The sequence below is a fragment of the Nocardia rhamnosiphila NBRC 108938 genome (genome assembly GCF_000720425.1).
In the GTDB taxonomy this organism is placed as follows: Bacteria; Actinomycetota; Actinomycetes; order Mycobacteriales; family Mycobacteriaceae; genus Nocardia; species Nocardia rhamnosiphila.
In genome coordinates this window covers 683,309-698,668 of record NZ_JOAJ01000003.1, presented here as the reverse complement: position 1 = coordinate 698,668, position 15,360 = coordinate 683,309, and the positions used below count along the sequence as shown (strand labels likewise).

General features: G+C 66.6%; 16 protein-coding genes. 10 read left to right on the top strand and 6 right to left on the bottom strand.

Annotated features, from left to right (window positions below; translation table 11 throughout):
- Nucleotides 1–8: 8 nt before the first annotated feature.
- Together ilvD and IG75_RS40595 are read right to left on the bottom strand one after the other, a co-directional pair.
- A complete protein-coding gene (gene ilvD, locus IG75_RS0115080) occupies nt 9–1,850 on the bottom strand; it encodes a dihydroxy-acid dehydratase (RefSeq protein ID WP_030521896.1) in 1,842 nt (613 codons plus the stop codon).
- A 96-nt stretch (nt 1,851–1,946) separates the two neighbouring features.
- Nucleotides 1,947–2,501: a PH domain-containing protein gene (locus IG75_RS40595; RefSeq protein ID WP_281181600.1), complete on the bottom strand. Its 555-nt coding sequence runs from the start codon at nt 2,499–2,501 to the stop codon at nt 1,947–1,949.
- A 391-nt stretch (nt 2,502–2,892) separates the two neighbouring features.
- Here IG75_RS40595 and IG75_RS0115070 point away from each other — a divergent pair, with 391 nt between their 5' ends.
- From IG75_RS0115070 to IG75_RS0115055, 4 genes are all read left to right on the top strand, one after another.
- Nucleotides 2,893–4,818, top strand: a complete 1,926-nt coding sequence (locus tag IG75_RS0115070; RefSeq protein WP_030521894.1) for an acetolactate synthase large subunit — start codon at nt 2,893–2,895, stop codon at nt 4,816–4,818.
- Entirely contained in the window at nt 4,815–5,318 is a 504-nt protein-coding gene (gene ilvN / locus IG75_RS0115065; protein WP_030521893.1) for an acetolactate synthase small subunit, read from the top strand. The genes IG75_RS0115070 and ilvN overlap by 4 nt, the downstream gene beginning before the upstream one ends.
- A 111-nt stretch (nt 5,319–5,429) precedes the next feature.
- Nucleotides 5,430–6,431, top strand: coding sequence for a ketol-acid reductoisomerase (ilvC, locus tag IG75_RS0115060; protein WP_030521892.1), 1,002 nt, complete (start codon nt 5,430–5,432; stop codon nt 6,429–6,431).
- A gap of 401 nt (nt 6,432–6,832) precedes the next feature.
- Complete coding sequence (locus tag IG75_RS0115055; RefSeq protein WP_030521891.1) at nt 6,833–7,417, top strand: dihydrofolate reductase family protein; 585 nt, start codon at nt 6,833–6,835, stop codon at nt 7,415–7,417.
- Between the two features lie 37 nt (nt 7,418–7,454).
- Here IG75_RS0115055 and IG75_RS0115050 read toward each other — a convergent pair whose 3' ends face one another.
- Complete coding sequence (locus IG75_RS0115050) at nt 7,455–7,865, bottom strand: RidA family protein (RefSeq protein ID WP_030521890.1); 411 nt, start codon at nt 7,863–7,865, stop codon at nt 7,455–7,457.
- Between the two features lie 79 nt (nt 7,866–7,944).
- On the opposite strand from IG75_RS0115050, the gene IG75_RS0115045 reads away from it, so the two are divergent.
- Together IG75_RS0115045 and IG75_RS0115040 are read left to right on the top strand one after the other, a co-directional pair.
- Complete coding sequence (locus IG75_RS0115045) at nt 7,945–8,334, top strand: winged helix-turn-helix transcriptional regulator (protein ID WP_030521889.1); 390 nt, start codon at nt 7,945–7,947, stop codon at nt 8,332–8,334.
- Nucleotides 8,335–8,478: 144 nt separating this feature from the next.
- Nucleotides 8,479–9,240 carry a dienelactone hydrolase family protein gene (locus IG75_RS0115040; protein ID WP_030521888.1) on the top strand — a complete coding sequence of 254 codons (762 nt, stop codon included), beginning with the start codon at nt 8,479–8,481 and terminating at the stop codon, nt 9,238–9,240.
- Nucleotides 9,241–9,273: 33 nt separating this feature from the next.
- Here the strand turns inward: IG75_RS0115040 and IG75_RS0115035 are convergent, their stop codons facing one another.
- Nucleotides 9,274–9,912 (bottom strand): TetR/AcrR family transcriptional regulator, encoded by a 639-nt coding sequence (locus tag IG75_RS0115035; protein WP_051714576.1) that lies wholly within the window; start codon nt 9,910–9,912, stop codon nt 9,274–9,276.
- A gap of 84 nt (nt 9,913–9,996) precedes the next feature.
- On the opposite strand from IG75_RS0115035, the gene IG75_RS0115030 reads away from it, so the two are divergent.
- The 3 genes from IG75_RS0115030 (at nt 9,997) to IG75_RS0115015 (ending at nt 12,825) form a co-directional block, all read left to right on the top strand.
- Entirely contained in the window at nt 9,997–10,779 is a 783-nt protein-coding gene (locus IG75_RS0115030; protein ID WP_081876885.1) for an alpha/beta fold hydrolase, read from the top strand.
- Nucleotides 10,780–11,043: 264 nt separating this feature from the next.
- The gene (locus IG75_RS0115025) at nt 11,044–11,877 is read left to right on the top strand and encodes an SAM-dependent methyltransferase (protein ID WP_210436811.1); all 834 of its coding nucleotides are present in this window, start codon (nt 11,044–11,046) and stop codon (nt 11,875–11,877) included.
- A 465-nt stretch (nt 11,878–12,342) separates the two neighbouring features.
- Nucleotides 12,343–12,825, top strand: coding sequence for an RDD family protein (locus IG75_RS0115015; protein ID WP_030521884.1), 483 nt, complete (start codon nt 12,343–12,345; stop codon nt 12,823–12,825).
- Between the two features lie 220 nt (nt 12,826–13,045).
- Here IG75_RS0115015 and IG75_RS38280 read toward each other — a convergent pair whose 3' ends face one another.
- Both IG75_RS38280 and IG75_RS0115010 read right to left on the bottom strand, forming a co-directional pair.
- The gene (locus IG75_RS38280; protein ID WP_081876883.1) at nt 13,046–13,237 is read right to left on the bottom strand and encodes a DUF397 domain-containing protein; all 192 of its coding nucleotides are present in this window, start codon (nt 13,235–13,237) and stop codon (nt 13,046–13,048) included.
- Nucleotides 13,234–14,127: a helix-turn-helix domain-containing protein gene (locus IG75_RS0115010; RefSeq protein WP_162183793.1), complete on the bottom strand. Its 894-nt coding sequence runs from the start codon at nt 14,125–14,127 to the stop codon at nt 13,234–13,236. Before IG75_RS0115010 ends, IG75_RS38280 begins: the two co-directional genes overlap by 4 nt.
- Nucleotides 14,128–14,413: 286 nt before the next feature.
- On the opposite strand from IG75_RS0115010, the gene IG75_RS39085 reads away from it, so the two are divergent.
- Nucleotides 14,414–15,073 carry a hypothetical protein gene (locus IG75_RS39085; RefSeq protein WP_156058908.1) on the top strand — a complete coding sequence of 220 codons (660 nt, stop codon included), beginning with the start codon at nt 14,414–14,416 and terminating at the stop codon, nt 15,071–15,073.
- Nucleotides 15,074–15,360 lie beyond the last annotated feature (287 nt).

The window sequence follows — 15,360 nt, the reverse complement described above, 5'->3', positions numbered from 1 at the left end:
GGGACGGATCAGGGCACGTGCCGGACCGCGCCCTTGTCGGCGGAGGTCGCCAGCGCGGCATAGGCGCGCAGCGCGGTGGTGACCGGCCGTTCCCGGTTCTGCGGCTGCCACGGCCGCTCGCGGGCTTCCATCTTGGCCCGGCGTTCGGCCAGCGCCGCCTCGTCGACGAGGACTTCCAGGGTGCGGGTCGCGACATTGATGCGGATCCGGTCGCCGTTCTCGACCAGGCCGATCACACCGCCGCTGGCCGCCTCCGGCGAGATATGGCCGATCGACAGGCCCGAGGTGCCGCCGGAGAACCGGCCGTCGGTGATCAGAGCGCACTGTTTGCCCAGGCCCGCGCCCTTGAGGAAGGCGGTCGGATGCAGCATCTCCTGCATCCCCGGCCCGCCGGCCGGACCCTCGTACCGAACCACGAGCACATCACCGGGCCGGATCTTCTTGCCCAGGATCACCGAGACGGCTTCCTCCTGGGACTCCACCACCACGGCGGGGCCCTCGAAGGAGAACAGTTCCTCGTCGATACCGGCGGTTTTGAGCACCGCGCCGTCGACCGCGATATTGCCGCGCAACACGACCAGCCCACCTTCGGCGGTGTAGGCGTGTTCGATATCGCGGATGCAGCCGCCCGCGGCATCGGTGTCCAGCGACGACCAGCGGTTCTCGGTCGAGAAGGGTTCGGTGGTGCGCACCCCGCCCGGCGCCGCGTGGAAGAGTTCCAGCGCTTCCTCGGATGCCTTGCCGGAACGGATGTCCCAGGTGTCGAGCCATTCGTCCACCGACGCGCTGTGCACGGTGGTCACATCGGTTTCCAGCAGACCGGCCCGGCGCAGCTCACCGAGGATGGCGGGGATACCGCCGGCCCGGTGGACGTCCTCCATGTGATAGTCCGAGTTCGGTGAGACCTTGGACAGGGTCGGCACCTTGCGGCTGATGGTTTCGATGGTGTGCAGATCGAAATCGATCTCGCCTTCCTGCGCCGCGGCCAGCGTGTGCAGGACGGTATTGGTGGACCCGCCCATCGCCACGTCCAGGGCCATGGCGTTGCGGAAGGCCTTCTCGTTCGCGACATTGCGCGGCAGCACCGACGCGTCGTCGTCGCGGTACCAGCGGGTCGCGATATCGACGACGATCGTGCCCGCACGCTCGAACAGGGCACGGCGCGCGGCATGGGTGGCCAGCGTCGACCCGTTGCCCGGCAGCGCGAGGCCCAGGGCCTCGGTGAGGCAGTTCATCGAGTTGGCGGTGAACATGCCGGAGCAGGAACCGCAGGTCGGACAGGCGCTGCGCTCGACCTCGCTCAATCCTTCATCGGTCACGGCGGAATTCGCGCTGGCCGAGATCGCGGTGATGAGGTCGGTCGGGGCCTGCGCGACCCCGCCCACGACCACGGCCTTACCGGCCTCCATCGGCCCGCCGGAGACGAAGACGGTCGGGATGTTCAACCGCATGGCGGCGTTCAGCATGCCCGGGGTGATCTTGTCGCAGTTGGAGATGCACACCAGCGCGTCGGCGGTGTGCGCGTTCACCATGTACTCCACCGAATCGGCGATGATCTCCCGGCTGGGCAGCGAATAGAGCATGCCGCCGTGGCCCATGGCGATTCCGTCGTCCACCGCGATGGTGTGGAACTCCCGCGGTACCCCGCCCGCTTCCCGCACCGCGCCGGCCACGATCTCACCGACGTCCTTGAGATGTACGTGCCCGGGCACGAACTGGGTGTAGGAGTTGGCGATGGCGACGATCGGCTTACCGAAATCGGAATCGGTCATACCGGTGGCCCGCCACAGGGCGCGGGCGCCGGCGGCATTACGGCCGATGGTGGTTGTTCGGGAACGAAGCGGTGGCATGAGTGTCCTCGGTCGGGTCGCGGGGCTGAAAGTTGCGACAGCGCCGTATCGCCCGGCGCGGGGACCGCGGTCGGGTGCGATCGGCGATTTTCCAGGCTACTCCCGTTCGGGAGCGGGCCCGGGGTCGGTATCGGCAGCCCCGGGGGTGGGGGAGGCGCCACGCGGCGTGTCGGAGCCGGCGGTCGAAGGCCGGTCGGCGGCTGCGGGATCTGCCTCGGTGCCGGACGCGCTGTCATCGGATGCGCCCGCGTCGGTGGCGGAAGCGTCGGCGTCGGCCGGGGCGGGGCCGGGGACCGCGAACGGGTCCGGGATGCGCCCGCCGGAGGCGTCCACCAGGTCACGCAGCCGGTCGTAGCTCACCGCCGGCAGCGGTACCTCGCTGTCGTCGTCCAGATGGACGCGGACGAACCCCCGTTTGGGGATGCTCAGTCCTTTCACCTGTGCCCAGTCGATGTGCCGGGAGGAGAAGACCGACCGCAGGTCCAGTCCGGCCGGCGAGACCGTCGTCTGTGTCCGCACGATCCAGACGAGCACGGCAAGGGGGATCAACGCGAGCCAGAACAGCCCGGCCGGCCAGCCGACGATGGGGAAGAACACGCACATCGCGAGAATGAACACGCCGAGGTAGGACAGACCTGTCGTGCGGATCACACGCCGCGGTCCGGGCGGCGCCGTATCCCCACCCGTTACCTCCGCGGCGGCGGGGTTGTGGGACGATTCAGGAGGTGGCACGGACTGATGCGGTGATGACACCTCACCATCCTCGCATCATGGTGGACCGGCGTGAGCACCCGCTACCTTCCCACATAATGGGAAGTCAGCGGTCAGCTGTTTGACTCCGCACCACACGCACACATACCGTCATGCGCGTGAATCGAAACGAGATGCTCGTAATCGGCCGGCGCGTCCAGCGCTGAGCCAGACGATCCGGAGTCGAATACGTCAGCTCGCACTGCGACGCGCCACCCTCGAACAGCCGCCGGCTGTCGAGGGCTTTTTTATGTCGGGACCAGTGAACGACAAGCAGTAAGGAACCAAGACGGTGAGCGCACCAACTACCCGGCCCGGGCCCGCGGCCCGCAGGCCCGCGCCTTCGAACCCGTCGGCTCCGGCCGGCGCTCCGACCACCCAGGCGAACCGCCGCCAGGTCCCGCCCGAGCGGGTCACCGGCGCGCAGTCCGTCGTCCGCTCCCTCGAGGAGCTCGGTGTCGACACGGTATTCGGTATTCCGGGCGGTGCTGTCCTTCCTGTTTACGATCCGCTCTTCGATTCGACCAAGGTGCGCCATGTGCTCGTGCGGCACGAGCAGGGCGCGGGTCACGCGGCCACCGGATACGCCCAGGCCACCGGCAAGGTCGGTGTGTGTATGGCGACCTCCGGTCCCGGCGCGACCAATCTGGTGACCCCGATCGCGGACGCCCAGATGGACTCGGTGCCGATGGTCGCGATCACCGGTCAGGTCGGCCGTAGCCTGATCGGCACCGATGCCTTCCAAGAAGCCGATATCTCCGGCATCACCATGCCGATCACCAAACACAACTTCCTGATCAAAGAGGGCGCCGATATCCCGCGGATCCTCGCCGAGGCCTTCTACCTGGCGTCGAGCGGACGGCCCGGGGTGGTGCTGGTGGACATCCCCAAGGATGTGCTGCAGGAGCAGACCACCTTCGGCTGGCCGCCGGAGATGCGGCTGCCCGGCTACCGTCCGGTCACCAAACCGCACGGTAAGCAGGTGCGCGAGGCCGCCCGGCTGATCGCCGAGTCGCGTCAGCCGGTGCTGTACGTCGGCGGTGGTGTGATCAAGTCCGAGGCGTCGGCCGAACTGCTGGAGCTCGCCGAGCTCACCGGTATCCCGGTGGTCACCACCCTGATGGCGCGCGGCGCGTTCCCCGACAGCCACGAACTCAATATGGGTATGCCGGGAATGCACGGCACCGTGGCCGCGGTGGCCGCCCTGCAGAAATCCGATCTGCTGGTCACCCTCGGCGCCCGCTTCGACGACCGCGTCACCGGGCAGCTGGATTCCTTCGCCCCGGGGGCCAAGGTCATCCACGCCGATATCGATCCGGCCGAGATCGGTAAGAACCGGCACGCGGATGTGCCGATCGTCGGCGACTGCCGCGAGGTGATCACCGAACTCATCGAGACCCTGCGCGCCGACCCGGCCGGTTTCGAACTCGACCTGACCGCCTGGCGGGCCTACCTCGACGGCATCCGCGACTCCTACCCGCTCGGCTGGAGCAAGCCGTCGGACGGATCGGTGTCGCCGGAATACGTCATCGAGACCCTGGGCCGCCTGGCCGGTCCCGACGCCATCTACTGCGCGGGTGTCGGCCAGCACCAGATGTGGGCCGCCCAGTTCATCAAGTACGAGAAGCCGCGGACCTGGCTGAACTCCGGCGGCGCCGGAACCATGGGATACGCGGTCCCGGCCGCGATGGGCGCCAAGATGGGTCAGCCCGACCGTGAGGTGTGGGCGGTCGACGGTGACGGCTGCTTCCAGATGACCAATCAGGAACTCGCCACCTGCGCGGTGGAGGGTGTGCCGATCAAGGTCGCGCTGATCAACAACGGCAACCTGGGCATGGTCCGCCAGTGGCAGACCCTGTTCTACGACCAGCGCTACTCCAATACCGACCTCAAGACCCACGGTCTGCGCATCCCCGATTTCGTGAAGCTCGCCGAGGCCTTGGGCTGCCACGGCATCCGGGTGGAGAAGGAAGAGGATGTCGAGGCCGCGATCCGCGAGGCCCAGTCGATCAACGACCGTCCCGTGGTGATCGACTTCATCGTCGGCAAGGACGCCCAGGTGTGGCCGATGGTCGCCGCCGGCACCAGCAACGACGAGATCATGGCCGCGCGCGGTATCCGCCCGCTGTTCGACGAGGACGAGGCGGCCGCCGAACCCGCCATCATCCACGAGGCCATGAACCGCGAGCAGGCCGAGACCGAGGGGAACCCGTCATGAGCACCACCCACACCCTCAGCGTCCTGGTCGAGGACAAGCCGGGCGTGCTGGCCCGGGTGGCCAGTCTGTTCTCCCGGCGCGGATTCAATATCGAATCGCTGGCCGTCGGTGCGACCGAGGTCAAGGAGATCTCCCGGATGACCATTGTGGTCACCGTGGACGATCTGCCGCTGGAGCAGGTCACCAAACAGCTCAACAAGCTGGTGAATGTGATCAAGATCGTCGAACAGGACCCGGAGACCTCCGTGGCCCGCGAGCTGATCCTGGTGAAGGTCCGTGCCGACGCCAGCGTGCGCACCCAGGTGATCGAATCGGTCAACCTGTTCCGCGCCAAGGTCATCGACGTCTCGCCCGACGCGCTCACCGTCGAGGCGACCGGCACCCGGTCCAAGCTCGACGCGCTGCTGCGCATGCTCGAGCCGTACGGCATCCGGGAGATCGTGCAATCCGGGGTGGTGGCCGTGGGCCGCGGACCCAAGTCGATCACCGCCACCCGCTAACCCGTGGCCGGGCGCACCCCGCGCCCGGCCACGTTACGTGCCTCGTTTACCGTTTCCCGCGTTGCGCGGGTTCGAATAAGTCAGAAGGGATACCACCAAGTGGCAGTCGAGATGTTCTACGACGACGATGCCGACCTGTCGATCATCCAGGGCCGTAAGGTCGCGGTGATCGGTTACGGCAGCCAGGGGCACGCGCATTCGCTGAGCCTGCGCGACTCCGGCGTCGAGGTCCGCATCGGCCTCAAGGAAGGCTCCAAGTCGCGGGCCAAGGCCGAAGAGGCCGGGCTGACCGTCGGCACTCCCGCCGAGGTTTCGGAGTGGGCCGACGTCATCATGCTGCTCGCCCCCGATACCGCGCAGGCGTCGATCTTCACCAATGACATCGAGCCCAACCTGAAGGACGGCGACGCCCTCTTCTTCGGCCACGGCCTCAATATCCACTTCGGCCTGATCAAGCCGGCCGCCGAGATCACCGTCGGCATGGTCGCCCCCAAGGGCCCCGGCCACCTGGTGCGCCGCCAGTTCGTCGACGGCAAGGGTGTTCCCGCCCTGATCGCCATCGACCAGGACCCGAAGGGCGAGGGCCAGGCGCTGGCGCTGTCCTACGCCAAGGGCATCGGCGGCACCCGCGCCGGCGTCATCAAGACCACCTTCAAGGAAGAGACCGAAACCGACCTCTTCGGTGAGCAGGCCGTGCTGTGCGGCGGCACCGAGGAACTGGTCAAGACCGGTTTCGAGGTCATGGTCGAGGCCGGCTACGCCCCGGAGATGGCCTACTTCGAGGTGCTGCACGAGCTGAAGCTGATCGTCGACCTGATGTACGAGGGCGGTATCGCCCGGATGAACTACTCGGTCTCCGACACCGCCGAATTCGGCGGCTACCTGTCGGGCCCGCGGGTCATCGACGCCGACACCAAGAAGCGGATGCAGGACATCCTCAAGGACATCCAGGACGGCACCTTCGTCAAGCGGCTGGTCGCCAATGTCGAGGGTGGCAACAAGGAGCTCGAGGGCCTGCGCAAGCAGAACGCCGAGCACCCGATCGAGGTCACCGGTAAGAAGCTGCGCGACCTGATGAGCTGGGTGGACCGGCCGATCACCGAAACCGCCTGAGCGGTTCGCCGATCCAGCGCCGAAAGGGGCCCTTCCGCATGTTGTCGCGGGAGGGCCCCTTTGCGTATCGTCAGCCGGCTTGCCCGGGTTCCCCGACGGCCGCGAGTTCTTGCTCCCACCGGTCGGCTATCGCGCTCCGGCTGTGCCTATGGCAAGTCGCTGCCCTCCGCACTGCGCTTCGGCTGCTCCGACAGGTGGCTGCTATGCGCACTGCCCACCGAGTTCCCGGTGGCCTCTGACGCGAGGCGAATCGCGCGAAGGCCGGTCCGATGCCCAGGCCGCGCCGATGCGGCGCTCGCGTGACCGCCTCGGCCGTATCCGGAGCGCGACTCCGATGAGTTTCGTCGTGCTCCCGGGTCTGTACCCGTACGTGCCCGATCACCGCATCCGAGGAGAGCATCATGACCGCCACCTATACCTTCGACGTCTTCTCCAGCCTCGACGGCTACGGCTCCTACGGAGAAGGCGGCGACTGGGGTGGCTACTGGGGTAAACAGGGCCCCGAACTGCTCGACCACCGATTCGAACTGTTCGGCACCGAGCAGCGGATGATATTCGGCGCCAATACCTTTCGGCAGTTCGTGGAGATGCTGGGCGCGAGCCACGAAGAGTCCGGGGTGGGTGACCCCTGGGTCACCCGGATGTGGAACCTGCCCGCGACGGTGGTGTCGAGCACTCTGGCAGGGCCGCTCGACTGGCCGGAAGCGACCGTCGCGGGCGGGGACGCCGTCGATATCGTCGCCCGGCTCAAAGAGGAGTCCGAGGTGCCGTTGCGGTCACACGGAAGCCTGTCGATGAACTGGGCGCTGCTGGCCGCCGGTCTGGTCGACCGGGTGCAGGTGACGATCTTCCCGGTGATCACCGGGCGGACCGGCACGGAGCCGATCTTCGGCGGCGCGGCCGATTTCGATCTGGAGCTGATCGAGAGCCGGACGCTAGACGGCAATATCCAAGAGCTCATCTACCGTCCCACTCTGCACGCGTAGCCTTCGGGGGACGCTTCTCGCGCGCTCCTGCCACCACTCAGTCCAGCACGGCGTACGCCTCCACCTCGACCAGCACATCGGGCTCGAACAGGTAGTCGACACCTATCGCCGACAAGGGCGGCAACGGTTGGGGTATTCCGAGTTCCTCGACGACGCGCTCGATCCCCGCGACGAAGTCGTCGTACTTGTCCGGGGTCCAGTGCGTGACGAAGAAGCGCAGCCGGACGACATCGGCGAAACTCGCCCCCGCTCCCGCCAGCCCGCGTGCCGTATTGCGCAGGGCGTGTGCGACCTGACCGGCGAGGTCACCCGTCGCGACGGGATTGCCGGCGGCGTCGCGCGCGATCTGGCCGGCCACATGTATCTGGCGGGCGCCCGAGCCGATCGCGACATGGTGGTAGGGCACGGGGGCGAACATGCCTTCGGGTGTGAGCAGCTGGACTGCCATGAATATCCCTTTCGCTGATCGAACTAGGTATCCGATATGTACCTGGTGTCCGAAGGGAACTTCAACGAGACTAGGTGTCATGCCGGAAACCGCGCCACTGCCCCCGGGCAGCCCGCAACTCGCGCAGGCCCACCGCGAACTGCTCGATCAGGTCCTCGACAAATGGTCGCTGCAGGTGCTCGACGCGCTGTGCGAGCACGGGCCGCTGCGCTTCAACGACCTCCGCCGGGCCATCCCGGTGGTGACGCAGAAATCACTCACCGCCGCACTGCGGCGACTGGAACGCAACGGAATGGTCGATCGGATCGTCACCAGTACCCGGCCCATCGCTGTCGAGTACCGGTTGACGCCGCTCGGCCGGTCGCTGCAGGACCTCATCGACGCACTCCTGCACTGGGCCACCGGCACACTGCCCGAGGTCGAACGTGCCCGCACACGGTTCGACGAGGAGGAAGGCGGAGAGGCCTGAAGTGACGCCGGGGAGTCGACGAACCCTGCCGGCGCGGAATAACAGTGCCCGCGCCCAACGACGATCAGGAGGCCCGACGCCGGATCGAACCGGCCGAGCCGAACCCGGTATGTTCGAGATCGTTCGACACCAGGAGGTTTCACCATGACCGAAGTCCACGGTATGTCGGTCGACATCCGGACCCCCGACGGTGTCGCCGACGCGTACGTCACCCATCCCGACGACGGGGCCGCCCATCCGGGAGTGCTGCTGATCCAGGACGGTTTCGGTCTGCGGCCCAGCCTGCGAGCCATGGCCGACCGTATTGCCGCGCACGGCTACACCGTCCTGCTGCCGAACGCCTTCTACCGGCACGGTCCCGCTCCGGTGATCGAGCTACCGGATTTCATCGACCCGGAGGCGCGGCCGGAGATCTTCCAGCAACTCTTCCCGATGATCCGCGCGCTGACCCCCGAGCTGCTGCGGTCCGATGCCGCCGCCTACCTCGCATGGCTGGCCGCAGCGCCGCAGGTCGCCGCGGGAAAGGTCGGTGTCACCGGCTACTGCATGGGTGCGCGACTCGCGGTGCTGGTCGCGGCCGCGTTCCCCGACCGGGTCGCGGCGGTGGCCGGATTCCACGGCGGTCCGCTGGTCACCGATAGCGCGGACAGTCCGCATCTGCTCGTCGGAAAGATCACGGGAGAACTGTATTTCGCGCACGCCGGCGAAGATCTGCAGAAGGCGCCCGACCATTTCGCTCAATTCGACAAGGCAGTCGAGGCGGCCGGCGCGCGCCACCACACCGAGGTCTACGCGGACGCGAAACATGGCTACACCCAGGCGGATACCGCCGCCTACGACGCCGAGTTCGCCGAACGCCACTATCGCGAACTGCTGGCCCTGTTCGACCGCAACCTGCGGGGGTAGCAGCCAGGGAAAGCATTCGCGCCCCGGGCCGGCTCAGCCGGCGGAACGCCGCGCACCGGATCGGGCACGGCCGCCGGCCGGTCCGCGCCGCTGTGCGGCGATACCGCCGAGCACCATATCGACAGCCGAGTCGATATCGGTCGGCTCGACCGGTTCGGCGCGCAGGAACAGGCGGAACCAGATCGCTCCCGCGAGCATGTCCATGACCAGGCGGGGATCGGTCTCGTCGTCGAGTTCGCCGCGTTCGACCGCCCGGCGAAAAATCGGGTGCTCGCGGGCGGCGCGGTCGGCGAAGAACATGCGGCCGACCGCCGCCAGCGACGGCCGGCCGGGGGAGGCCGCCAGGACGGCGGTCGCGATGGGGGCGGTCGCGGGGTCGGTGAGCAGGGCGTGGATGCTGCGGGTCGTTTCGACGAGGTCGCCGCGCAGGCTCCCGGTGTCGGGCACCGGGAAGGTGAGCAGATCCGACCCGGTCAGCGCGGCGGCGAGCACCTCGTCCTTCGATTTCCACCAGCGGTAGAGGGTCGTTTTGTTGACACCGGCGCGCAGCGCGACAGATTCCATGGTCAGGCCCTCGTAGCCCGCGGTGGCGAGGAGTTCGAGGGTGGCCGCGAAGATCGCCGCGGCACGCCGGGGCCGGGCGGTTGTGCTCGGATCGGCTGACTCGTCCATATAACGACAATACAACGCAACGTTGCGTTGTTTTATTGGGCTCGCTACAGTGCAACGCAACGTTGCGTTGTATTTGGAGGCTTCATGGCTCTTCCCGTGGTTCTGCTGCACGGCATCCGGCTCAGTGGCCGATGCTGGGTCTCCGTCGAGGCCGATATCGGCATCGAGCGGCCGGTGGTCACCCCGGACCTTCCCGGGCACGGTGCACGTCGCGGGGAACGTTTCACGATGCCCGCGGCGATCGACACCGTCCGCGCGGCGATCGACGGTGTCGGCGGTCGTGCCCTGGTCGTCGGTCACTCACTGGGCGGGCACGTCGCCATCGCGGCGTCCGCCGAACTCGGCGAACGTGTTGCCGGTCTGGTGGCCGCCGGATCGACACGTATCCCGAACAGTGCCCTGACGATTCCCTTCCGGATCGCCCATCTGGTCCTGTCGACCCAGCGCGACGGAGGGGAGCGGCTCAGTCGCCGGCTCTTCGACGCCACCCTTCCCGCGCAGGTCGCCGCCGCCGTCGCGGCGGGCGGTATCGCCACCGAGGTGATCCCCGATATCGCCAAGGCCGCAGCGGATTTCGATCCGCTCGGCGAACTCCGTCGATACTCCGGCCCCGTCTGGCTGATCAACGGAAGCCGCGACCATTTCCGCGGCCACGAACAGCGTTTCATCGCGGCATCGCCCCGGGCAAGGCTGCTCGTGGTGCCCCGGGCCGGGCATTACCTACCGCTGGCCGAACCGCAGCGTTTCGCCCGGCTGATCCGCGATATCGCCGACGGTTGCGATGCCCGTCGCGATCTCCGCGAGTGTCCGCACTGCTCTGGAATCGACGGTGCGCGGCCCGTTGCCCCGCCCGCTGCTTCGTCGTGACGATGCCCTCCGGACCGCGGGAACTCGCCCGAATTCACCGGGACTGCGCGAACTCTTCGACCCCTGGTGCGTAATCAGCCCTGAAGTGGCCGTCGTCAGCTCGCCCTGGGGGTGGTGACGGTCCCGCATCCACCGCCGGCGTGATGACTCGACCGGCCGACCGAAATCGCGGCGGCACAAGTGTTTCCGTGCCGTGATGTGCGGTGTACCCGGAGATGGTTAACTCGTTGCGGCGGACAGCGGCGCCGGAGTGAGGAGTAGATCGTGGCAGACCACAAGGGTTCGGCGGACCTTCGGCAGGACCGGGCACACAGCGCCCGCATCTACGACTATTTCCTGGGCGGTAAGGATAACTATCCCGCCGACCGGGAGGCCGCGGCGAAGATCGAGCAGGCCATCCCGTCGGTGCGGGGCGTGGCGCGGGACAATCGCGCCTTCATGGTGCGCGCGGTGCGTCACCTCAGCGAGCTCGGGGTCCGTCAGTTCCTCGATATCGGCACCGGTATCCCCACCGAACCGAATCTGCACCAGGTCGCCCAGGAGACGACGCCCGACGCTCGGGTGGTCTACGTGGACAACGATCCGATCGTTCTGGCCCACGCGCGGGCGCTGCTGGTCGGAACACCCGACGGCGTCACCCAATACGTGCAATCCGATCTGACCGCCCCGGACCGGATCCTGTCCGCGGCCGCGGTGCGGGAGACCTTGGATTTCGACCGGCCGGTGGCCTTGAGCCTCATCGCCCTGTGCCATTTCGTTCCCGGCGACCGCATCTACGACATCGTCGATACCCTGCTCGCACCGTTGCCGTCCGGGTCGTACCTGGTGATGACGCATCTAACCACCGATTTCGACCCCGCCATGGTCCAGGGCACCGTGCAGGCCTACCGGCAGAGCGGAATCGACATGGAGGCACGCGACTACGACGGGGTCTCGCGTTTCTTCCGCGACCTGGAGTTGCTGGATCCCGGCATCGTCGCGATCGAGAACTGGTACCCGGAGGGCGCACAGTCGCCGGCGGCCGAGGTGGCCGAGCTGCCGACCGGTGCGCCCCGGCCCCCGGCCGCCGGTTACGCGGCCGTGGGCCGCAAGAAATAGTCGGTCGCCGACAGCCCGCAGCGCCTCCAGGTCCGTGGTCGCGGTGGCGGTGCGGTGCACGATCGCACCGCAGACCTCGGCGGGCTGGAACTCCGGCATCGGGGCGCCGCGCCCGATGGTGATCATCCAGGCGAAGTACGGGTAGAGCGACTGCTGCCGGTAGGCCGGCCATGCCGATTCGAAGGTCAGGGCGGGTCCTCCGGCCGCGGACAGCCGCCCGAGGATCCCCCGGTCATAGCTATCGATCGGCAAACAGATTCGTTCCGTCCAGCTCTTCGTCGCTTCGGGGGAGCGGTAGCACTGTCACTTGCGCAAGAAATAGAGGTTGAACCCGTAGCTCGAATCGGACACGAATCGGTGTCGGAGCAGTCATCGACCCCCGCCCCTGTGCGATCCTTGGGATCGATATGTCGTGATCAGCATCCGGCAGGCAACCGAGCCGCACACTGTGCGCTAGGAGGCGTGATGACCGCAGGTGGATTCGACCCCGCATACAGCCCCACCGCAAGCCCCGCCAGCAGCATCAAACCTGCCGGCCTGGGCAAACGCGCGGTAGCCAGGTTCGTCGACTGGATCATCGCCGGCATCATCGGCGCCCTCTTCTTCTGGCTCCTCGGCACGGTCTGGGACCTCCCCGACTGGGTCTCGGTCCTCCCCGGCGCAGGCTTCGGCTGGCTCTACTTCGTCCTCTTCGAAGTGTCCTCCGGCTCGACACCGGGCAAGAAACTCCTCGGCCTGCACGTCAACGGGTCGGGCAGGGCACCGAAACCCAGCCTCAAGGACTCCGCGGTCCGCAACGCCTACATGCTGCTCAACCTGATCCCGTGGGTGGGCGGGTTGCTGTGGTTCATCTCGGCGATCGCCATCGCGTTCACGATCAGCTCGAGCCCGACGAAGCAGGGTTGGCACGACAACGCGGCGGGTGGGACGCAGGTCATCGACACATAGCCGCAGCCATTCTGCGTGGGAAGTGACGGACCAGCCCACGCCTGATCATGGCCCAGCATCCGCTGCGATGCTGGGCCATATCGATTGCCCGAACTGATCGTCATCGCGCAACAGTTGGCGGTCGCCAAGGCGGCGAATCGCGCCGGCTGGGCGGAGGGTGCACGGACGAGAAGGAGATCGTCACGGAGAACAACTGGCCGGCGATCAACAGTGGCAGCCTTCAGCTGGCCGACGAGATCTTTCGAAGGAAGTCGCCCCATTCGGCGGGAGTGAACATGAGCACCGCCCCTGTCACATCCTTCGAGTCACGGACTCCAACTGCCTCTTCGAGGTGTGCGACCTCCACACAGTCGCCGCCGTGCTGGCTATAGCTACTCTTGAACCAGTTGGCGCCGGATAGATCGTCGTTCACTCGGAATACTCCTCTGAGATGTCCCGCATGAGGCCGCTGGTGTCCTCTGGGCTCAACGCTACATCGCGCAGGGTCGCTACTGCTCTTCGATGGCGATCGATCTGGCCGTCATCCTCCAGGAACAACGCCCCGGTAAACCCTTCGACGAACACCACGGGTGGCTCCGGAACGTGGCCGGCGCGCAGTGGCGGGAATTCAAACAAGGTGAACGACTGAGTGATCAGGCCGAAGTGTCCGCCCACACCGAACGGGATAACCCGGATCGCTACATTCGGTAGTTCACCGGCTTCCAGCAGCTGACGGACCTGTTCAACCATTACCCGCTTACCGCCGATCTGGTGCCTCAGCGCTGCCTCCGACAGCAACAGCTCCAATGAAAACCGCTGCTTCTCAGTCAGTTTGTGCTGCCTCCTGGCGATCAGCTCGAGGTGCCGCTCCTTGTTTGCCGCAGAGATATCCGGCTCGGTCGTCTCCATGATCCACCGGCGGTAAGCCGGGGTCTGGAGCAACCCTGGCAGCAAGGTGAGTTGGAACGTCGTCATGCTCGAGCACGCCTGCTCCAGACTCATGAAGTGATCGAAGTGCGGATTGACCACGTCGGCATAGTCGCGCCACCACCCTCTAGACGGATCGCCTTTCGCTGCTTTCACCTCTTGGATCAGTCCCAGCACTTCATCGCGCACCTCCTCGGCCGCCCCGTAGAAATTCAGCAGATCCCTGAACTGCGCGGTACTGATCCGGACCGGCTGACCTTCCTCCAAGCGCCCGATGCCCTGCTTGGACACCTCGATCGCCAGCCCGGCAGCCAGTTGACTCTTCTTGGATTCGAACCGCAGCTCCCGAAGCCGCCGACCCAAAGCGCGCCGTGGAAGAGTCGAACCAATAGCCATGCCCACCCTCGCTATCTCGTTGTGGTCCAGTACGGACCTATTTTTTCTGGACCTACCCATACTGGACGCCTCGCGACCTGGCCATATGGACACGAATAGCCTTTCCGGCGAACAGCTTTCGGTGTCTACTGTAGCCACCCGATGGCCGCGAACTCGGATAGATACCGAGCCCGGATACTTTCATTGCGAATATTCAGAAAAGCTGCCGCAATCGCATTGCCGTGCCGGCAGGAATTGCGATGCGCGGTCACCGGGAAAACCCATTTTCGAAAAGGGATTAGAACAGATGACGTTGCGTCCGGTGAACGAAAAGCAGCACCCGCATCGCCCCCGCGCGATCGGCTATCTCCGAACCGACCTCTCGCCCTGCGAGGCCCACGACGTGGAGGCTATCCGTCGACTCGCCCGCTGGCAGCATCACACGCTGGTCTACATAGTCCGACTCGGTCCCGACTCCGTTCCGGACGCTATCGGTCATGTCCTCGATATCGTCCGCGCCACCGGCACAACAACGCTGATCATCCCCGACCTCGGGCATCTCGAGAACCACCCCGGCCGAGTTTGCGACACCTGCGACCTCATGACGGTATGTCCGGGACAACTATGGATGAAAGTCGGCACGAACCCACATGAGGTTCTTCACGATCCCATTTGGTTGCCCGAGGTCTGGCACAGCGAACCCGACACCCGGCTATGCATCGCCGCCGCCCACCGCATCATGCAGACCCACCTGAACTGCAATCCCTTGGACTGCCCGCGCAAAGCCGCCGCGTTCGCCCTCCTGGTCGAAACCGGCAAACTCGTCCCCGCCACCCGCAGCCCCCGCGAGCGCGCCGCCTCCCGCGGCCTCACTTACCCACCGGTCGGGCCGACCACCTCGGGCATGCGCCCATCCCTCGCGATGCTCCAACGGCTACTCACTGGTCTCAGACCGGCGCAGTCATGAGCGCTCATGACCCCCAACGGTTCGGCGTCGATGTCCACCTCACTGTCTTCCTTCAGGGCTTCCGCCTCGACTACAGAGCCCATCCGACCGCGGCCGAACACTTCCTCCAAGAGTGGACCGGATACCACGGCACCCACACGGCTGCCGTCCTCCGTGAGAACCCGGCCGACCTCCCACGTCTCCCCTGTGAACGGCTCTACCTGGATTATTGAGAACTCCGCGCCCAGCCCAGTGAACCTGACCGGCCCTTCCCATCTGTTAGCCTGAGCCACTGAAGCCGCTGAGGG